The organism is Ekhidna sp. (assembly GCF_039960695.1).
Taxonomy (GTDB): Bacteria; Bacteroidota; Bacteroidia; order Cytophagales; family Cyclobacteriaceae; genus Ekhidna.
In genome coordinates this window covers 406,088-426,597 of record NZ_JBDVKP010000004.1, presented here as the reverse complement: position 1 = coordinate 426,597, position 20,510 = coordinate 406,088, and the positions used below count along the sequence as shown (strand labels likewise).

Genomic DNA, 20,510 nt, shown 5'->3' with positions numbered 1-20,510 from the left:
TAGAAAATTATAATGCGGAAATTTCTATTTCTTTTAATTATTGGCCTGAGTAGCCACCAATTAATCGCTCAGCAAGATAAAATTGACAGTCTACAGGCTGTCTTATCACGGCTTGACTTGAGAGATACAACCTATGTTACGGTGGCTAATGACATTGCATTCCGACTTAGTATGTCTGACCAGCAAGAGTCTATTTATTACATAAACCTCGCTATATCTGTTGCCAAAGATCTCAACTATGAAAGAGGAATTATTCGAGCAGTAACTATCAAGGGTAATAGCTTTCTTATCATAGGCATGCCAGATCAGGCTCTTTCATACTACTTAGAAGCGATGAATTACAACCCTGAAAGATATCCGCTCGAGTACGTACGGCTTAATAATAACATAGGAGAATTGTATCGGAGAAAAGAGGTTTATGATTCCAGTCTCAAGTATTTCAATCGAGCCCTCTCACTCGCAATCGAAAAAATAAGCCAATACCAACCGGTAATTATTTACTCCAACTTAGGAGAGGTGAGCTTGATGCAAGGTGATATAATCAAAGCAGAAGAATATTTCAGTAAGTGCCTGAACAATGCAATAGTAGCTAACCATTTTAGGGGGCAGGGCTACGGCTACTATGGATTAGCTGAGTGTGCTTTCCTTCAAAAAGATTGGCTCAAAGCCATTAATCTGATGCGAAAATCAATCAACATTCGATTGATAGCCAAACATCAAAGAGGGGCAATACGATCTTATCTAAAAATGGGTAGTTACTTTAATTCTGATGCAGTAAATATTCCAGATAGCGCTTTGTACTATTGGGGTAAGACTGAGCAATTAGCTAAAAGAAATGAGGCGAATGATCTATTGAATGATGTATATGACAAACTTTACAATTTCTATTTAGAGAGATCAGAAATAAATAATGCAGCTATCTATTTAGAACGGCATAAAAACCTGGGAGATAGCATTAGGAATGCAGAATTTATTTCGAATGTGGGTAAAATCAAGTCTGCCTTACAATCAGAGTTGATAAATGCTGAAAATGAACTTCTACGTCAAGAGGGTTTGCAAAGACAGGCCGAGGAAGATGCGCGACTAATAGTAATCACTTTGGCATTCTTAATAGTCTTTGGATTAGCTATAGCATCTTATCAATATAGAATGCGACAGAAGGCCACGAAAGAAGCAGAGAATGAATCGAGATTCACTCAAACGCTTTTGTCTTTATCCAAAAAATTAAATGAAAGCAATTTTAGTCTTGATAGTTTTCTAGGTCAATTACTTTCCGTTTCACAAGAAATTCTTCATTGTGATCGTGCCACGTATTGGGTTTTAGATGAAAAGGAAAACTCCATTAGTCTCCATTCAATTGCGGAAAGTAGAAGTGCAACAAAGATTCCACCTACTACATTTGACAGAAGTGATTATGTAGAGTTTTTTGAAGAATTTATGTCCAATAGGACGGTGGCCGTTACAAATGCTAGTAAGGAAAGAAGACTCTCTAATATTTATGAGAAGTATTTCAAACCATTTGGTATTGAATCCATCCTGAATGGTCCAATTCTTATTGATGGTGATTTTACTGGTTTTATTTCATTCACAATGACAAAAAATAAGGTCAGAGAATGGGACGTTCATGAACAACGCTATGTTGCATCACTTGCTGATTTGATAGTTGTGGCGATCGCGAAGAAGCGAGGAAATATTCTTGAATTGGAAAAAGTTGAGCTTATTAAAAAGTTGAGAACCAGAAATAAAAGTCTTCAGGAGTTCAATAGTGTCATTAGTCACAACCTCAGAGAACCACTAACCCAAATCATTGGTCTTTCTGAAATTCTTAAAGACGATAATCTCGAATCAAATGGGGAATCAAAAGAAATCATATCTCGAATTGCTGATTCATCTAATCGTGTAGATCGGGTGATAAAGGAACTCAGCATTATTCTAAATGAAAATGATCCTGTCCCTGCCGACTTTAGAGTATTGTCATTGGAGCGATTAATAAAGGAAGTAATAGATCTTCTGAAGAATGAAATAAAATCTTATCAAGTAACGATCGAACAGAACTTAGAAGTAGTCAAGTTAAAGTCTTATAAATCATATTTATCAGATGCTATTTATCACCTGATTTCGAATAGCATTAAATTTTCTGATCCCAAGAAAAGATTACATGTTAAAATACATAGCTACGAAGATGAACTCAAACAATACATTAAAATTTCAGATAATGGCCGTGGGATGGACTTAGGCCGTTTTGGTGATAAAATATTTAAAATGTATCAACGCTACCATCTTGATGTAGAGGGAAGAGGCATTGGACTTTTTATTGTGAAAAACAGAATCAATGTCTTAAATGGTCTCATTAACGTTGAAAGTGAAGAGGGAATTGGAACTGCCTTTACAATTGAATTTCCAAAGTATGTCCCATCGCTCAGTTAAAATATGAGGACACCAAATCTTTTAACATATCAACAGATAAAGGTTTGGATTTATAATCAACGACCTCATTTTTTTCATCAGCTAGTTGTTTATCAGCCGGATTAATTGAAGAAGTAAGCATTACAATTTTATTTGCTTGCGCAGTGCTCATTGCTCTGTATTGATCAAGAAACTGCCATCCATTCATGATTGGCATATTGATATCTAAAAGGACTAGTGCCTCGTCAGAAGGATCATTGTTTTGGTTGAAAAAATTGAGGGCATCTTCCGCAGAGTCGAAAGTGAGCACTTCGTCAACTAACGCAGAACGCTCAATTATCAACTTATTTAGATAATTGGTAGTGGCGTCATCATCTATCAACACGATTCTCTTCATTGCATTCTCCATCGGCTGGGGTAGAAAATAAGCATACAATATTGCCTATTTTAATGACTTATCAAAGAGATGAAAATATATATTCGATTGATGGTTTAAAGATTATGATCAATCGATCTCAACAAGCTTTTTGAATACAGGATCTCTAAACGTACCATTATCAGTGATCATAGAATATTCAACTTCACAAAGTAACTCTGGCTTTAGCCAAACAGTCTTCTTCTCTTCATGCGCTTCTGCTTCCAGTGGCTTGTCTGATGAAATGAAATCCACAAATAGCTTGGTGAGCGATTTAAGCAAGGCATCATCAAAACCTGTCCCTACTCTACCACGATAAATAAGTTTTCCGTCCTGCTCTTCAGCAAGCTGTAGCGACCCAAAATAGCGCTCCCTCTCTCCTTCACCCTTTGTATATCCGATAATTTGACAATCCATGGTTTCTTTTACTTTCACCTTAATCCATGCATCGTTTCGCCTTCCTGGAGTGTATTTTGCATCTATCCTTTTTGCAACTATTCCTTCAATGCCATGTGCTTTTGTTGCTGCAAATAATGCTTTCCCATCCTCTTCGGTTTGACTGACTCTATAGTTGGTTTCTCCTATACGTACCGAATCAATCATCCACCATCTTCTACGATCTTGAGGATCATTCATAAGTGATCTTCCGTCTAGATATAGGCAATCAAATAGGTAACAATAAGCTGGGGATCGCTTTGATTCATAATCAAAGTTCTTTTTGCTCATCAGACGTTTAATTACTTTTTTGAAATTGGCTCGTCCTTCTGAATCAAGGCAAACTATTTCACTATCAAAAATTGCATTGTTTATTCTAAAAGCTTGTTCTGGTACATTCAATTCTGGAAACTGTTCGGTGATATCATTTCCATTTCTGCTATAAATTTTAAGCTGACCCTCGTTTAGATAAATAAGTGCCCGAATGCCATCCCACTTTAACTCATAGTAGTACTCACCAACTGGAACTCTTTTGGAAGCATCCGCCAGCATCGGTTTCAATACTTGTTCAAGCAGGTTTTGCTGAGGTACATCTACACGCTCCAATAACCACTCCTTATCCTTCATTAAGTGCATGCGATATTCTGCACTGAGTTGTCTGCCGGAAAGTCGAAAATAGAACCCATCTTTTTTCTCTTTTGTAATCTCATACTTGCCTGTAGCATATACCCACATCATACCACCACCATATTCACCCTTTGGGATCTCTCCTTCAAATGTTAGGTATTTAAGTGGGTGGTCCTCAGTCTGCACTGCCAGTCTCTTTACACCGGGCATCGGGGGCATGCCTCTCGGTATTGCCCAAGATTTGAGGATGCCATCCTGTTCCAATCGAAGATCATAGTGTAAGTGTGAGGCATGATGACGCTGGATGCAGAATCGGCTACCTGGCGTTTCATTTTCCGAGGTTAACGGTTCTGGCGTCTTATTGAAGTCCCTTTTCTTCTCATAATCAGCTAATTGCTCCGGTGTCTTATGTCGATCGTTTGGCGGCAGCTCCCTGGCCTGAATTGATCGCTTATCAGTATGAAGCGGAACCGCCCATCCTCTGATTTGCTCCCAGGCATCTCCTTCACATAAGACACGATCTAAGGTTGTTTTTATATTCCATTGAGATAAGTCATGGAGATCTTCAAGCTCCTCCCATGTGATTGGCGTGGATGCCGGAGCTCCGCGTCTTCCACGAAGGCTATAAGGACAGACAATGGTTTGTGAAGGTCTATTGCGATAAATATCCACCAATACTCTGCCTTTTCTAGACTCCTTCTTAATGTGTAGCGTGGTTCGGTTGTCTTTATTAATGAAATCTGAAGCAATCATTTTAGCTGCTTGAAAGCACTCTTCAAATGAATAACGAGCCTCAATCGGTGTAAGTAAATGCAGACCCTTACCCCCTGTCGTCTTGACAAATACATGATAATTGAATCTCTCAAGATGCTCCTTCAAAGCAAAGGCAATATCTTTTAAGTCCGCTAACGGGAACGATCCGTCTTCCGGAGGATCCAGATCATAAACGATATAATCTGGCTTATCACTCAATTCAGAGAAGCTATGAATTTGATGAATCTCTAAGCAAGCAAGGTTGGCAAGCCAAACAAGAGTAGCTTCTTCTTTAGCAACCACGTATTCTTTCTTACGTTCCTTTCCCAACCGCTTGTAATCGATCCAATCAGGTGTCCAATCAGGGCGATGTTTTTGAAAAAATTGTTCTCCGTAAATCCCATCAGGATAACGTACGAGCGATAACGCTCTGCCTCGAATATGATTAAGTATGGTTGGCGCCAGTTTTAGGTAATATTCGATGATCTCTGCTTTCACAATCTCATCCTCCGGGTACAAAACTTTATCCAGATTAGAGAGTTCGATCACTCGCTTTCCAACTTCGGCGTGTATTTTCTGCTTGGCCATCTTCTTTTCGAAGATACTTTGAAGAATGATTTATCAACTAAAAATCCTATTAGAAAGCTAGATCCAATTCACATTTTTCACTTTCAACACACATTGTCTTCTAAATTTGTATGTGTTTTTTATTTTCTCCCAGGTTGGAAGTTTTGATTCTGTCCACCAATCAGATGATGGCTTATTGATATCGCGAAAATTACCAAGCATTCTATACCCCACACCATTCAATCCGAAAGCTTTATTAGATTCTAATGTAAGTATTCTGTCCGTTTCCTTATGATGATCTAGAATGATGAAAGTATGCCCTCCTGACCATTCTTTTCGCCAGCCTTGTATCACACTCCATTTATGCGGTATTGCATCCTGATCATTAATTGCTATTGCCATTTCTGATTCTACTAAGCATGTTACAGGTGAAAAGTAATCTTCTACAGAAAATATCATCATTTGGCCATGCTTCTTATTATTCCATCTAAAGTCTGAATATGAATTTTGCCATGCTTTCACAGTAATAGCCTCTACAAATGTGCAGCAGTTGTTTGATGCAGGAGGTGCCTGCGGAACATTGACTCCTTCTAAGTTGAAAGGATAAGTAGCTGTACGTAAATGATAGGTAAATTCACTGAATGATGGCAAAAGATCTGTTAAGTGAGATTCATCAATCGCATTTTGATCTAAAGTAAAATCCGTAAGGTCTAACGATACTTCTTCGACATCAGCATATATATGATCTTTCCATCTGTAGCAGATCCAGACTTCTTGACTTTCTTTGGTTTTAATATGTGCATAATCTGTATCGGCCGTGGGATAATCACTTTTCCTTTCAATGAGCTCATACTTACCTTCCAAAAGCATAGCAACACTCTCTGAAGATGTATCTGGTAGCGCATAAGCTTTAAGTGATCGTCTTAGGTTGAGGTAGTGGTTCCTCATAGCAGGTGTATTATTTGTGATCAGTTTTAAAAATCACTCTTAATGTAGTGACTAAATTGTGGAATACTTAAGAATTTTGATGTTTTCATTCTCAATCATTTAGTTATGTGTAAAGAGTGATATTCATTATTTACATAGTCATATTCATTTCATTTGATAAAATTTAAGTTTTAAAGCATCCAATACTCTTAATGGAACCAGCAGAATTAGCAGCCAACTACGTCAACAATACAAACCGTCACATTTTTTTAACGGGAAAGGCCGGGACAGGCAAGACCACCTTTTTGAGAGACATAGTCGCAAATACCTATAAAAACGCTGCAGTGGCTGCACCGACAGGTATTGCTGCTATCAATGCTGAAGGTGTCACTCTACACTCTCTCTTGCAGCTTCCATTTGGGGTTTTCATACCAGAGGAGATTTCCTTTTCGGAATGGAACATTCAAGTAAACACACCATCTACCTTATTTAAGGAAGCCAAATTCGGAGCTCAAAAAAGAAAGTTGATCAATGAATTAGAACTGCTCATAATAGACGAGGTAAGTATGCTCCGTGCCGATTTACTTGACTGCATTGATCATACACTACGTAAGCTTAGAAAACGACAATTTGATGCTTTTGGTGGCTTGCAGATTCTTTTTATCGGGGATTTGATGCAGTTACCTCCTGTTGTCAGAAATGATGAAGCCGCACTTATTAGACAGTTTTATCCTTCACCATACTTTTTTGAGGCACGAGCTTTAAAAGAAAATCCTCCTATTAGAGTAGAGCTGGATAAGGTATTCAGACAAAGCGACCAGATGTTTATCGATCTTCTGAATAGACTTAGACATAATGCTTTAAACCAGACCGATATTGAAATTTTAAATGAGCATTACAGACCGTCTGATTTAGATAAAGAAGGTTATATACACCTCACCACACACAATCATAAAGCTGATAAGATCAATTCCAATCAGCTAGCCAAACTAGCTGGTAGCAATGTCATTTTTTCCGCTTCAATGGATGGTGATTTCTCTGAAAATGCCTATCCAAATGAGCTTGACCTTAAGCTCAAAGAAGGATCTCAGGTGATGTTTATAAAAAATGATCCAACGGGTAAAGGTCAATTCTTCAATGGAAAAATTGGTACAGTTTCTAGCCTGGAAGATGGAATTAAAGTGGTCTTTGAGGATAATTCCGAAGTGAATGTCGAAGAATATATCTGGGAAAATGTACGGTACATTTTAGATAAGGAAAGCAAAGAAGTTGATAAAAAAGTAATCGGAACGTTTAAGCAATATCCATTAAAACTTGCGTGGGCAGTGACTATTCACAAAAGTCAGGGTCTCACCTTTGAAAAGGCAATTCTTGATCTTGAGGCTACTTTTGCATCAGGACAACTCTATGTAGCCTTGTCAAGGCTTACTTCATTGGATGGATTGATTTTATCGAGTCCACTTCCTGAGAAAACACCTTCTATTGACGAGCAGCTTCAATTTTATATTCAGGGTTTTGAAGGCAAAGAAAAGCTTGTGGAGCAATTTGAACGCGATCGGATGCAATTTCTAGCTGAGTTTGCAGAATGGGCCTTTTTGCTTGATCCAATGTTGAAAGAATTAGTTGAGCATAAAAAAACGTTTAATAAAGATGAAAATCGTTCGCTTAAACAAAAGCATTTGCCCTGGACGGATGACTTGATTAATGAAGCTTTCCCTCTAAAAGAAATTGGTGAAAACTTTCTTCGTCAAATTAGAAAAATATTGCAGGCACAAGACATGCATCTATTGGCAGAACGCATGGCTAAGGCATGTGAATATTTTGGAGAGAAGCTTGCCGAATTGATCGATCTAATTTCTAAGCAACATCGGACCCTAAAGACACAGACCAAAGCAAAAACCTATCGAGCGGAACTTGTAGAACTCAAAGACCTAGTAGCTAATCAATTGCGGCAAATAGTAAAACTAAATCTTCTCGTACAACACATCAACGAGGGCATTCCTTTGACAAGGGAAAAGCTTAAGCAAAGTTCTAAGATCAAAGAACTTTCTAAATCAACTTCTAAGGATAAAACACCAACCGCTGAGATCACCTATGAAATGTACAAAACAGGGAAATCAACAAGGGTAATTGCTGAGGAACGTGGCCTTGTGCAAGGAACCATTGAAAGTCATCTAGCTCAGTACGTTGAAAAAGGACTCCTTGACATTAATGATTTCTTAAAACCAACCAAGCTCAAAGCTATTTTAAAATGTTACGCACAAGGAATGACCAATTCGGGTGAAATTAAATCAGCCCTTCCTGATAGTTATACCTGGGGTGATATAAAAATGGGATTGGCGTATGCTACCTCAAATGATCCACTTGATTAAAGTCTTTCAAATAATAGGATTCATTTCTATAGCCAAGCACATAATAGCCACAATTCTGGTGTGGAAACCCGTCCATATAGTTGAGCGGGTAATTAAGTGTCCAACAAAGAAGCACCCTTAAAGCTCTTCCATGCATGCATATAAGCATATTTTCACCTTCATTCTCAACAACTATTCTCATTGCTTCTTTTTGCCTTTCCATCACTTGAAGTGGGCTTTCGCCACCCCCAACGTTCAGATGTAGATCCCCTCTTCTCCATCCTTTCACAGTATCTGCATATAAAGTTTTAGCGTCATACGAAGCTACCTGTCCCTCTTGATTGCCCCAGCTTATTTCATCAAATCCTTCGTGAGAAACTAATGGCGTCCCATTAAGGGGAAATTGAGCCACTGTTTCTTTGGTTCGAATCAAAGCCGAAGTAAAAACAGCATCAAAAGAAACATTCGCCAAATGGTTTCCTGCTTGTTTTGCCTGTGCTATTCCCTGACTATTGAGCGAAGCATTTACACCTCTTCCTTGCACCATGCCTTTCTTATTAAAATCAGTCTCTCCATGTCGAAGTATGAATATGGTCTTGCTTTTCAAATCTGCTTTACTTTGGTTTGCCTATAATAATGGCAAAAGAACGAATTTTCCCCGAATACCTGGAATTGGACGCGATCAACAGTATGTCTAAAGGATGTATGGTCGAACATTTGGGTATAGAATTTACCGAAATAGGTGAAGATTATCTGGTAGCTACAATGCCAGTGGATCATCGAACAAAGCAGCCAATGGGTTTGTTGCATGGAGGAGCATCGGTTGCTTTAGCTGAAACTATGGGAAGCATTGGCTCAACTGTCACAATAGATTTAAATAAACAGTATGCAGTTGGTTTAGAAATTAATACCAACCATATCAAGTCAGCAAAAAGTGGCGTTGTAACGGGTGTTGCCAAGCCGGTGCATTTAGGACGAAGTACACAAGTGTGGGGTATTGAAATAAGAAACGATGATGATGATATCGTAGCAGTAAGTCGGATTACCTTAGCGATTTTAGATAGAAAGTAGTGATTGAAATTCAAAAAGCCTTAGATCTTCTCCAAAAGGATCAATTGATCAAGAAGTTAGAACTTGCCGGATATGCGTTTGCGGCCTGGCGAATGCCAAATACATCTCAAACTCAACTCATTATTTCATTGAGCGACATTGACAAGCTGAAAGAATTTCATCTCTCAAAGCTCCATTCTGGCTTCCTCATCAATGAATTTATTGATAATCACCCTGTACAGCCACATTTCATTTCGGCGGATATAGTCATCCGTAATGATGAATTGCTGATCGATCCTAGGGTTAAATCTTCACAAATTGACAGGTTTAAAGAAGATTTAGCAGACACTTGCGTCAGTTCTGATTCTGACTCAAAAAGTCCTTTTCATACAAAATCCAATGATTTTGAACAGGCGGTTGAAGATGCAGTACTTCAAATTAAAGCTGGAAAATTCGAAAAAATTGTATTGTCCAGATTCAAGGATGAAAAATTACCCGCAAACTTTTCACCATGGACTTTCTTTCAATCTATTGCCACCAAGTATACAAATGGCTTTATTAATATGACGTTTGTCCCTGGCAAAGGTCTTTGGATTGGAGCTACACCGGAACTTTTACTATCCAGCAATAAGGAAGAGTTTAGGACAGTTTCACTGGCAGGTACTAAGACGCTAGAAGAAGGACAAAATTTAAGTGAAATTGCCTGGACACAAAAAGAAATTGAAGAGCAAGCATTCGTCAGTAGATACATAATTAACTGTTTCAAGAAAATTAGGCTTCGGGAATTTCATGAACATGGTCCCAAGACCATTCAAGCAGGGAATTTGGCTCACTTAAAGACCGAATTTATCGTTGATTATAAGGAAGTGGCATTTGAAAATCTAGCTGACCAGATGTTAGAACTCCTCCATCCTACTTCGGCCGTATGTGGAATGCCTATTGAACACACAAAGCCATGGATCGCAGATGTAGAAAACTACGATCGAGAATTCTACTCGGGATTTTTGGGTCCAGTTAATTTTGATGGCTCCACAAACCTGTTTGTTAATTTGCGATGCATGAAAGTAGCAAATGACATTATTCGCTTCTATGCAGGAGCTGGTATTACAGAAGATTCTGTTTCAGATAAGGAGTTTCTGGAAACAGAAATAAAAATGGATGTTTTGATGTCAATGCTTACATAAGTGCTACACTCAATTGTATTCAACACCGCACAGATCTGCCATCAACTTGGAGTAGTTCACGCTGTAATGTCTCCCGGATCACGCAACGCTCCACTTACTATTTCATTCGCCAGGCACGAGAAGATAAAAAAATGGATTATTCCAGATGAAAGGTCTGCTGGGTTTGTTGCGCTAGGAATAGCACAAGAAACCGGAACACCCGTAGTACTCTGCTGTACAAGTGGCACGGCTCTACTTAATTATGGACCAGCAATTGCTGAAGCTTACTATCGAGAAATACCACTTATTGTTCTCTCAGCGGACAGACCACCAAATCTTATCGATCAGCGAGATGGTCAAACCATTCGTCAGTTTGAAGCATTAAAAAATCATGTAAAACAGTCTGTTCAGCTTCCTTTAGTTAATTCCACACAGGATGCAACGCTATACAATCAAGGTTTAATAAAAATGCTTACTGAATGCGGAAACCTTCCAACTGGTCCTGTTCACATCAACATACCTTTTGAAGAACCATTCTATCCCAACAATACAGAAAAGCTAGCGTACCAAAATGTTGAAATGGAAGAATCTGAATCTGCTAAATCTGAAAGATTGGAGATCGATGAGCTATCTAAGTACACTAAAGTACTTATACTCATTGGACAGCAACCAGCGGATCCTGAACTCAACCAAAAATTAGAAAAGTTATCAGAAAATGTTCCAGTATTAAGATTTCCACTCAATAATCTTACAGCCGGAATAGAACTTGCAGATCTCTTCATTCATCAACAAGAAAATTTAAAACCGGAATTACTCATTACTTGCGGGCTTTCAGTATTATCTAAAAAGGTCAAACTTTTCCTGAGAGCTCATAAACCAAAAAAACATATTCATTTTGATCCTGCTGGAGTACATGTGGATACATTTCAATCGAATCCATCTATAATTAAATTTCCTTTAAACGATTTTTTACAAGAATGGAGCGCAGCAAACGCCGATGTTTCATTTAGAAATGATTGGTTTTCACTCGAAAAGAAGGCCAATAGTGCCTTAGCCGATTTTATAGGTCAATCTGATTTTTGTGAATCTCAGGCTGCCAAAAAAATAATCAATTCGATACCAAAAGATTCTAATCTTCATTTGAGCAACTCTATGCCAGTTCGCTACGCTGATATGTTTGGAGTCAAACCCACTATACAGTGCTTTAGCAACCGAGGTACCAGTGGAATCGATGGCTGTACTTCTACTGCATTTGGGACATCTCTGGTCTCATCGAAACTTAATACACTTATTACGGGGGATTTAGCATTCCTTTATGATCGCAATGCTTTTTTCAATAACTACAAGGTGCCAAACTTGCGTGTTATTGTACTCAACAATCAAGGTGGAGGAATTTTCAGGCTGATTGACGGTCCATCAAAGCTTCCTGAGCTAGAGGAATACTTTGAAACAAGGCATAATAAAACGGCAGAATATATTTGTGCTGAAAATGGCTTAGAATATATAAAAGCAGATGATCTAAATAGTTTAGAAGGAAATTTATCTACACTTTATCAGCCTTCACCTACACCTAAAATTTTGGAGGTTTTTACTGATCCCGAAACAAATCAACGAGTCTATAAAGAATTAAAAACATACATAAATGAGCGAATCAAAAATTGACTGGATTTCAGCAGAAGGGTTTGAGGATATTACTTATAAAAAATCAGGTAAAGTTGCACGTATAGCCTTTAATCGACCAGAGGTAAGAAACGCCTTTAGACCAAAAACAGTGGCTGAATTGTATAAAGCCTTTCACGATGCAAGAGAAGATGTCAATATTGGCGTAGTACTCTTAAGTGGTGAAGGGCCTTCAAAGAAAGACGGAGGTTGGGCATTTTGCAGTGGAGGTGATCAAAATGCACGCGGACATCAGGGTTACGTGGATGAAGATGGTATGCCAAGATTGAACATTCTTGAAGTTCAAAGATTGATACGCTTCATGCCCAAAGTGGTGATTGCAGTAGTTCCCGGATGGTCCGTGGGTGGTGGCCATAGCCTTCATACCGTTTGTGACCTTACGCTGGCCAGTAAGGAACATGCTATTTTCAAACAGACTGATGCCGACGTTACTAGCTTTGATGGTGGGTACGGATCTGCGTATCTGGCCAAAATGGTAGGTCAAAAACGAGCTCGAGAAATCTTTTTCTTGGGACGTAATTATTCAGCTCAGGAAGCTTTTGAAATGGGGATGGTAAACGCGGTAATACCACATGAGAAACTGGAAGATGAAGCTTTTCAGTGGGCTCAAGAGATTTTAGCCAAGTCACCTACTTCAATCAAAATGTTGAAATTTGCCTTTAACCTAACAGATGATGGGATGGTTGGTCAACAAGTATTTGCCGGAGAAGCGACCAGACTGGCTTACATGACAGATGAGGCTAAGGAAGGAAGAAATGCTTTTCTAGAGAAACGTAAACCAAACTTTAGTGACATTAAGTGGATTCCTTGAAAACAGGAAAAGAGTGTTTAGCACCCTTTTCCTTTTAGTATCGCTTTTCCATTTGAATACTCATATTCAATTCCGAACGTCCGTGCTATAATCTCAATAGCATCCTTCGCTTTTTTCTTATTGAACTTGGCAGTAAGCTTACATTCTTTAAATGAAGGATTCTCGAATGTGACATCAATTCCATACACATCCTCAATTACTTGTATTACTTCGGCCATGCTTGACTCATCGAAAGAAATAACTTTTGTCTTCCAAGCCAGGTAGTTTAGATCTCTATTGTTCTTCTTAATAATTCCGGTATTGGTATTCGTAACAAGGCCTGTCTCCCCTTTTTCCAATTTTACTGAAACTGCATCAGATCCATTCAAATTCTTAGACAAAGAGACCACACCCGTTTCAACACTTACTTCAGTCTTGGAACCATATGCATCAACAACGAACGATGTGCCTAGAACCTCAACTTTCGCATTTGGTGTATGAATAACGAAGGGACGTGATTCATCGCGCTCTATGTCAAAATAGGCTTTTCCTGTGACACGAACCTCTCTTATACTTTCATCAAATGCAATGATCTCCAATCTTGAATCTTCGTGAAGAACAATCTCACTTCCATCTGTAAGAAATTCATTTGTAACATTGGATTCTCCAGTTTGATTAAGAATAAAAAGCAATGAAATCGCTAAGACCAAAACTGCTGCGCTGGCATACTTCACCCAGCTTTGTAAAATAAATGGAACCTGCTTTCCATGCGGTTCCTCTAAAATTTCTGATAGAATATGAGACGGTGGTGGTGTCTCAGGCTCCGAAATCAACCAAGCAGATTTAGCTTCGAAAAATGATTCTGCATTACTTTTCGATTCCGATCTCCAGTTTTCAACTAAGGATATTTCGTCCTTGCTTGCTTCTCCAGAAAAATATTTTGCTAGTACTTCTTCCATTTTCTTGTTATCGTCTGGTTATTAACAACTTAGAAGTCTGTTCCCCCTTAAAGCTTTTTTACAAATTATCATATTTTGGGTCATAATTTATAGGTACTAAATCTGCCGTCCTTTCCCAAGCCCAGTATCCGTATGTCGTTAAACCAAATCTATCCATTACTTCACCTGACAAATCTAACCTAACAGAATTACGTAGCAGGCGAATCACAGAAATTTGATTACCTGGATCTTTTATTAAAATACCATCCGAAGTAATATATTCAGCATATAATGTTTGCACAAAATTGCTACTCCTCAGGAAGTCTTCACTTTCTTTTTCTTTCCGGTATTCCACTGCCAAGTAATTATTAAAATCTAACTCATAATGGTCTCCTTTAAAGACCAAAATATCAGTCACCGATAGCTCATTTTCTTTCTTGATTTCGAATTTATCTAAACTTCTTACCCGGTAAATTCTAAATCCTTCCTTTTTCAATTCTCCGCTTAGTAGTGATTGTTTGAAGTGGTTGAATGAGCCAAAATAACTTTTCTTGCGGTTTTTTCTCCACTCCCTCTTCTCTACTGAGTTTAAGGGTTCCAGATTTCTAAATCTAATTTTACCTCTAAATCTTAATTCCGATTCTTCTTTCTTAAAAGACTCTAAAAAATAACTTACACGATATCCCAAGGCATCATTGCGAATCTGTAATGGAAATTGTGAGAAAGCACTCAATGAATTCTTTTCAGAATTGTATGTGAAGTCCAAGGCCTCCGGATTCTCTATAACCGACTCTTTAGCATTTTCTGATTGACCAAGAATTTCTTTCCTGAAAACTGCATAATGTCGTTGCCAGCTTGTTTCAGCCCTATTGATTCGATTTGATATAACTTCTACCTCTTCCAACTGTCCAAGGTCAAGTTCCATTTGATGTGTCTGGATTCTTGAGCCACCATTCATCTCAGAAATCTGATAAACTGCATTTTCATATCCCACGTGCGAGAATACAATGTCGTAGAATCCAGGTGGAATGGATTCAAGTTTATAATTCCCATCTATATCACTTGAAACCCCGATTGTAGTGCCATCTAAAAAGACATTGGCATTATTCAATGTCTCTCCATTTTCATTATAAACTGTGCCTGAAATTGAGAAGAAATTCTTTTTCTTAATTACTCGTGCTTCTACCGGTAGATAATTCAATATGATCTGATCCTTGAAGAAGGAATATTTGAGTCCAGTTCCTACTAAAAGACGCGATAAAAACTTATCAATGGGTGTATTGTCTGCTGAAATTGAATAAAGACTACCCTTGGGCAAAAGATCTGAATTGTAACTGAAGAAGTAGTTTGTTTGAGCACTTAGACTGTCGAAAATAACCTCAAGAGGAAGGTTATTAAAATTTCCGTTTACAAGATCATTCTTTCGATTTTGACAGTATCCTTGAGATAGAATTATACAAAAAGCTACAATTAGACTAGCTCGCATCTCTGAGGTTTTTTAGATCCTGAAGGCTTTCGCGGAGGACCTTTAACGCTTTACCCATTTGCACTTCAACAGTCTTTACAGATATTTCAAGGTGATCTGCAATTTCCTGATATTTAAGGCCTTCAAAACGGCTTAGTTTAAATATTTCTGAACATCTGGGTGGCAGTTTGTTAATTTCAGAAGTAATTCGATTTCTGAGAAGCTCAGGGTCTTCTTCAGTAAATTCATTCTGATACGTTGATTCCATGAAGTGAATCATGTGCTGACGATATCCATCTTTTACCTTTTCATGTTTAATTGTGTTTAAACACGAATTATGAACAGATCTGTATAAGTAACTCTTAATTGACGAATCTTCTGAGAGTGAATCACATTTTTCCCAAAATTTTACGAAGACATCTTGCGCTATTTCTTCTGCTTCTTCACGGGTATTCATGAAACGAGCTGCATACAAAACCATGATGTTGTAGTATTGGTTAAACACGAGTTCAAAAGCCCGTTTATCTTTGTTTATTAACCGATGTACAATTACCTCTTCGTTTTCCAAGCGCAGTGATTATAAGATCAAAAAATTTCGTCCTAAAGTTAGAAGAAATTCTAAAAGAAGAACTTCCAACAGAAAGATATAACGAGCATGAAAATATTGTGTTGACAATAATTCGTCAGTGGTATGCAAATAAGCAAGTATTTACGCACCGAACTTCTGGCTCAACAGGAAGACCCAAGAAAATCAATATTAGTAGGGATAAGATAGAAATTAGTGCTAGAGCCACGCTTTCATTCATAGATCCAGAAAACAAAATCAAGACTTCCCTCCTGTGTTTAAGCCCTCTTCATATTGGAGGCGCAATGGTTATTTATCGGAGTTTAATTTTTGATCACGATTTAACCATAGTCGATCCAACAACCGAATCTTCGGAGGAATTCGCTAACGAATCTTTCGACCTTGTTTCACTGGTGCCACTCCAATTTAAAAAATTAGACGAATCTCAAATGAACAGGTTTAAAACAATTTTGATTGGTGGTGCACCAATAGCTACTCAAAACGTTCAGAGTAATGCACGCATATATTCAACATTTGGTATGACTGAGACCATTTCGCATATAGCTTTAAGGCCTTTGCATGAAGAGTTATTTATGACCACTGGTGACAACGAAGTAGCTGCGGATAGCAAAGGGTTATTGAAAATAAGAGGAGCAATTACGGATTTCAAGTGGCTAACTACCAATGATATAGTTACTGTTATTTCAAACAATACTTTTCAATGGATTGGTCGATATGATTTTGTGATAAACTCAGGAGGAATCAAGGTAAATCCTGAAGACATTGAGCGACAGCTTAAATCTATAGTTACGGGTGAATTTATGATTGGATCGCTCCCGGACGAGATTTTAGGTAGAAAAATTATTCTAATTACCAATGGGGACGAAAAAAGAATTGACTTCAGCCAATTGGAAAAATATCATCGACCAAAAGCAAGCTATTTTAACAGGCAGATAGTTAGAACATCCAGTGGGAAATTAGATCGGCTTAAAACTCAGGAACTGCTAGAACAATCCTTATGAAAATCATTCTTTCGTACCAACCCCAATTGTTGTCACCACCATTTGCATATGCCACAGTAATGCAGATTGACAGCACTGCAAATCAATTGAAGGTTGAATTTAACCTTGAATATCTAGGACGAGATACTATTTCTGACGATGAACTTCACTCAGAGGGTTTTACAAGAACGGATGACTTTAGTTGGAATGGTGAAATAAGTTCAAACTGGAAAACCGATTCTGAATCTTTTCATCAATTCCCTTTTGATGATGAGCCAAACTCAGAAACCTATTTGCATGTTGGAGTTGATGGTAAAGAATACGGATTCCCTAGAGATATTGAAAGAGCAGAGTTAATCTTTCAAGAATTGATGCAAGCAATTTTAGAAAAAGCTGAACGAGAGGCTCCTCTTCATTTAGAATGCTGTATCAATGATCAGAGACATCAATTGACATGGACTTTTTCAGAAAGAGTCATAAGATACAATGATCTGATTAGTGATAATTGGGACACTGGACGTAAGTTGCTAAAAACTATCTATCGCTTGGATTTCGAGTCCTTAACTCCTCAAAAAAAACCTAAAAAAAATGGTATAAACCTTGGTGACGGCACGTGGTATGAGATCAGAGAACGAAAGGTTCTTGAAGAACTAGATAAACTGATTATTGGCTTGAATAGCTAGGTTTCACAGCCCTCTATGTTTTGCTATTGATGTGTGAAAAAGGTAAATTCAGGATGATTAACTTTTGAAACTTCAACCTTTAACTCAACCTTATGAAAAGCTTAGGATTTATTGGAAAGCTCATGTATGCAGGGCCGATGGCTATGTTCGGTATTTTTCACTTAATGGGAGCAAATGACATGACTGGAATGGTTCCCGATTTTTTACCTGCACCTATTTTCTTTGTCTACCTCACTGGTATTGCGCTGATTTTGGCAGCTGTGGCAATCATTATTAGTAAAAAGGCCAAACTAGCAACTCAGCTATTGGGCTTAATGCTTGCATTGTTTGCTGTGCTCATTCATTTATCTGGATTTTTAAGTCAAGATCCAGTAAGTTCGTCCATGTTTTTAAAGGACATGGCATTGGCTGGTGGCGCTTGGTTTATGAGCGCTCATCTGTCTGACTAAAAGAAAAACCTTAATCTAGATTCTAGATAAGTATGAAGAGAGGCCCTGACATTTATTGTCAGGGTTTTTTTATTAAAAAAGGCTGTAGCTTCCTCCCTTTCTAAAGTGAGTTGTATCGAGTGGTTGAAAGGATCTTTCTGCGAAATATTTGCGCTTACTCACTTCGAACAATCTCCGAATAACTTCTGAAGTCTTCCCTTCACCCTTCACTCTTCTTCCAAAATTTGTATCATTAACGTTTCCTCCATGAAGGTCCTGAATTTGATTCCAAACCTTTTCTGCACGGTCTGGAAAATTCTTAATCAACCAATCATAAAATATTTTACCAATCTGACCATTTAGCCTCACTACGGTGTAGCTAGCAAACGAAGCGCCTGCACTGGCAGCGCTTTTAAGAATCTCGGGTGTTTCATGATGATTTAGACCTGGTATTATTGGTGCATTCATCACTCCTACAGGAATATTTTCATTGGCGAGCAACTCCATCGCTTTTAGTTTCTTGGTCGCACTGGCCGTTCGAGGCTCAAGTTTTTGCCTAAGACTTTCATCCAAAGAAGTAATTGAAAATATTACTTGAACAAGGTTATTAGCAGCAAGATCTTTCAGCAAGTCTATATCACGTATGACAAGGGCATTTTTAGTGATAATCCCAACCGGATTTTGATACTTATGAAATACCCTTAGCAACTTTCTTGTCAATTCAAACTTCTTTTCAATTGGCTGATAGCAATCCGTATTGCCACTCAGCATGATGGTCCGGGGTTTATAGGATGCCTTCAAAAACTCGTTTTCCAATAACTTAGGAGCATTTGGCTTTACAATAAGTTTGGTTTCAAAATCAAGCCCAGCGCTAAATCCCCAATATTCATGAGAGTTTCGCGCATAGCAGTAGACACATCCGTGCTCACACCCTTGATAGGGATTAATGGAAGCATTCATCCCTATATCGGGACTGGAATTGGTAGAGATAATCTTTTTAGGAGTTTCATTAAAAATCTGAATAGGTGGCTTCTCATTGATCAACTCTTCGTCCAGACCATCAAAATCTTCGGTTTCAATACTCTGCTGAGCGAACTTGTTCGCAACATTGATTTGCGCCCCTTTCCCTTTTAAATATTCCATGAAATAAAATTACTAAATATATTAGTAATTAGATCCTAATATTTCTACGGAGGGTATATGCAGAAACTAAGCCTACAATGGCTCCCATGAGATGAGATTCCCAACTGATGCGATCATCAAGCGACAATAAGCCATATGCCATTCCACCATAAGAAAATATGACGATTACACTTATAATTACAGATTTGAAGTTGCGTTTAAACAACCCATAGAAGACTAAAAATGATGCCAAGGCATAAATAAGCCCACTTGCACCTATGTGATAAAAAGGTCTACCAAAGATCCAGACCAGCAGGTTTGTAAAAAAATATGATTGCAGAAATACGCGTAATGCGATTGAGGGGAAGAAGAAGAATAAGCTTCCTCCTAAGACCAAAAGCGGTACGGTATTAGACATTAAGTGATTGAAATTTCCGTGTAGCAATGGTGCCATCACAACACCTATCAATCCTGCTATTGATCTTGGGTAGATTCCCAGGTATCCCAAATCGACTTTCAAATAAAACTCAATTGTAAACACAAGCCACATAAAGAAGCAGAGCCTGAGAGGTGGTACGATTCCTGACTTATGCATTTGGGTAAATTAAAATAAAAAACCCTGACCTCATTACTGAGGTCAGGGTCATTATATCTTAGAGTTGCTTAAGCTAGATCTTTGATCATTTTCAATTCCATGAGCTTAGATTCTTCATAGCTTACAGATAAGTATCCAAGAACACCACCAGACGCCTCAGCTATTCTCTTAGCCAAATCCTTCAAGCTTGCCTGGTATTTTACGGCGAAGTTTTTGTCAACCTTTGGTAAAATGAAGTTCAATTTTCTTAGCTCAGTCGTTATCGCTGAGATTCGAGCATCAGTACCTGATGGAAGCTCATCAATCAACTTATTAAAGTTTTCTTCAAACTGCTCACCTACAAGCTTGTAGAACTCGTGCAACTGCTCTCTAGATCTACTTTGCTTACTACGTGCCACGTCAATGGCCTCTCGTCGTTCAGATTTATCAATCTTACCGTCTGCGCCGGCTATTAAAATAGCTACATATACAGGTGCTTGAAGCATTACCTGAATCTCATCGTCTCTTAGTGGTTCAAATTCTGGGATCATTCCTTTGGGATTTCAAATT

The 20,510-nt window shown here is 38.2% G+C and carries 19 protein-coding genes; 9 read left to right on the top strand and 10 right to left on the bottom strand.

All coding sequences use genetic code 11. The features are described 5' to 3' along the window. Window positions 1-12: 12 nt before the first annotated feature. The gene (locus ABJG98_RS02620; protein WP_348277906.1) at window positions 13-2,427 is read left to right on the top strand and encodes an ATP-binding protein; all 2,415 of its coding nucleotides are present in this window, start codon (window positions 13-15) and stop codon (window positions 2,425-2,427) included. On the opposite strand, the gene ABJG98_RS02615 is transcribed toward ABJG98_RS02620, so the two are convergent. The 3 genes from ABJG98_RS02615 to ABJG98_RS02605 all read right to left on the bottom strand — a co-directional run bounded on the left by ABJG98_RS02615 (window position 2,420) and on the right by ABJG98_RS02605 (window position 6,151). Then, on the bottom strand, window positions 2,420-2,803 hold the full coding sequence (locus ABJG98_RS02615) for a response regulator (protein ID WP_348277905.1): 384 nt from the start codon (window positions 2,801-2,803) through the stop codon (window positions 2,420-2,422). The two genes, ABJG98_RS02620 and ABJG98_RS02615, sit on opposite strands and share 8 nt — an antisense overlap. A gap of 108 nt (window positions 2,804-2,911) precedes the next feature. Beyond that, window positions 2,912-5,224 carry a non-homologous end-joining DNA ligase gene (gene ligD, locus ABJG98_RS02610; protein WP_348277904.1) on the bottom strand — a complete coding sequence of 771 codons (2,313 nt, stop codon included), beginning with the start codon at window positions 5,222-5,224 and terminating at the stop codon, window positions 2,912-2,914. 57 nt (window positions 5,225-5,281) lie between these two features. Next, on the bottom strand, window positions 5,282-6,151 hold the full coding sequence (locus ABJG98_RS02605; RefSeq protein WP_348277903.1) for a hypothetical protein: 870 nt from the start codon (window positions 6,149-6,151) through the stop codon (window positions 5,282-5,284). Window positions 6,152-6,342: 191 nt separating this feature from the next. On the opposite strand from ABJG98_RS02605, the gene ABJG98_RS02600 reads away from it, so the two are divergent. Further along, a complete protein-coding gene (locus ABJG98_RS02600; RefSeq protein WP_348277902.1) occupies window positions 6,343-8,502 on the top strand; it encodes a helix-turn-helix domain-containing protein in 2,160 nt (719 codons plus the stop codon). On the opposite strand, the gene ABJG98_RS02595 is transcribed toward ABJG98_RS02600, so the two are convergent. After that, window positions 8,477-9,088 carry a histidine phosphatase family protein gene (locus ABJG98_RS02595; RefSeq protein WP_348277901.1) on the bottom strand — a complete coding sequence of 204 codons (612 nt, stop codon included), beginning with the start codon at window positions 9,086-9,088 and terminating at the stop codon, window positions 8,477-8,479. The two genes, ABJG98_RS02600 and ABJG98_RS02595, sit on opposite strands and share 26 nt — an antisense overlap. Window positions 9,089-9,117: 29 nt before the next feature. On the opposite strand from ABJG98_RS02595, the gene ABJG98_RS02590 reads away from it, so the two are divergent. The 4 genes from ABJG98_RS02590 to ABJG98_RS02575 are packed head-to-tail and all read left to right on the top strand — an operon-like array spanning window position 9,118 to window position 13,185. Continuing rightward, a complete protein-coding gene (locus ABJG98_RS02590) occupies window positions 9,118-9,552 on the top strand; it encodes a hotdog fold thioesterase (RefSeq protein WP_348277900.1) in 435 nt (144 codons plus the stop codon). Further along, window positions 9,552-10,715: a chorismate-binding protein gene (locus ABJG98_RS02585; RefSeq protein ID WP_348277899.1), complete on the top strand. Its 1,164-nt coding sequence runs from the start codon at window positions 9,552-9,554 to the stop codon at window positions 10,713-10,715. Before ABJG98_RS02590 ends, ABJG98_RS02585 begins: the two co-directional genes overlap by 1 nt. After that, entirely contained in the window at window positions 10,716-12,356 is a 1,641-nt protein-coding gene (menD, locus tag ABJG98_RS02580; RefSeq protein WP_348277898.1) for a 2-succinyl-5-enolpyruvyl-6-hydroxy-3-cyclohexene-1-carboxylic-acid synthase, read from the top strand. Next, on the top strand, window positions 12,337-13,185 hold the full coding sequence (locus tag ABJG98_RS02575) for a 1,4-dihydroxy-2-naphthoyl-CoA synthase (protein ID WP_348277897.1): 849 nt from the start codon (window positions 12,337-12,339) through the stop codon (window positions 13,183-13,185). The genes menD and ABJG98_RS02575 overlap by 20 nt, the downstream gene beginning before the upstream one ends. Before the next feature lie 17 nt (window positions 13,186-13,202). On the opposite strand, the gene ABJG98_RS02570 is transcribed toward ABJG98_RS02575, so the two are convergent. The 3 genes from ABJG98_RS02570 to ABJG98_RS02560 are packed head-to-tail and all read right to left on the bottom strand — an operon-like array spanning window position 13,203 to window position 16,135. Continuing rightward, the gene (locus tag ABJG98_RS02570) at window positions 13,203-14,123 is read right to left on the bottom strand and encodes a FecR domain-containing protein (RefSeq protein ID WP_348277896.1); all 921 of its coding nucleotides are present in this window, start codon (window positions 14,121-14,123) and stop codon (window positions 13,203-13,205) included. A 58-nt stretch (window positions 14,124-14,181) separates the two neighbouring features. Then, a complete protein-coding gene (locus ABJG98_RS02565; protein ID WP_348277895.1) occupies window positions 14,182-15,588 on the bottom strand; it encodes a carboxypeptidase-like regulatory domain-containing protein in 1,407 nt (468 codons plus the stop codon). Next, the gene (locus ABJG98_RS02560) at window positions 15,578-16,135 is read right to left on the bottom strand and encodes an RNA polymerase sigma-70 factor (protein WP_348277894.1); all 558 of its coding nucleotides are present in this window, start codon (window positions 16,133-16,135) and stop codon (window positions 15,578-15,580) included. The genes ABJG98_RS02565 and ABJG98_RS02560 overlap by 11 nt, the downstream gene beginning before the upstream one ends. 5 nt (window positions 16,136-16,140) lie before the next feature. On the opposite strand from ABJG98_RS02560, the gene ABJG98_RS02555 reads away from it, so the two are divergent. From ABJG98_RS02555 to ABJG98_RS02545, 3 genes are all read left to right on the top strand, one after another. Then, window positions 16,141-17,154, top strand: coding sequence for an AMP-binding protein (locus ABJG98_RS02555; protein WP_348277893.1), 1,014 nt, complete (start codon window positions 16,141-16,143; stop codon window positions 17,152-17,154). After that, entirely contained in the window at window positions 17,151-17,816 is a 666-nt protein-coding gene (locus ABJG98_RS02550; RefSeq protein ID WP_348277892.1) for a hypothetical protein, read from the top strand. The genes ABJG98_RS02555 and ABJG98_RS02550 overlap by 4 nt, the downstream gene beginning before the upstream one ends. Before the next feature lie 92 nt (window positions 17,817-17,908). After that, complete coding sequence (locus ABJG98_RS02545) at window positions 17,909-18,265, top strand: DoxX family protein (RefSeq protein ID WP_348277891.1); 357 nt, start codon at window positions 17,909-17,911, stop codon at window positions 18,263-18,265. A 72-nt stretch (window positions 18,266-18,337) separates the two neighbouring features. On the opposite strand, the gene ABJG98_RS02540 is transcribed toward ABJG98_RS02545, so the two are convergent. From ABJG98_RS02540 to ABJG98_RS02530, 3 genes are all read right to left on the bottom strand, one after another. After that, window positions 18,338-19,387 (bottom strand): PA0069 family radical SAM protein, encoded by a 1,050-nt coding sequence (locus ABJG98_RS02540; protein ID WP_348277890.1) that lies wholly within the window; start codon window positions 19,385-19,387, stop codon window positions 18,338-18,340. Window positions 19,388-19,415: 28 nt separating this feature from the next. Then, window positions 19,416-19,961 (bottom strand): rhomboid family intramembrane serine protease, encoded by a 546-nt coding sequence (locus tag ABJG98_RS02535; protein WP_348277889.1) that lies wholly within the window; start codon window positions 19,959-19,961, stop codon window positions 19,416-19,418. 68 nt (window positions 19,962-20,029) lie between these two features. Beyond that, window positions 20,030-20,491, bottom strand: coding sequence for a hypothetical protein (locus tag ABJG98_RS02530; protein ID WP_348277888.1), 462 nt, complete (start codon window positions 20,489-20,491; stop codon window positions 20,030-20,032). Window positions 20,492-20,510: the final 19 nt, after the last annotated feature.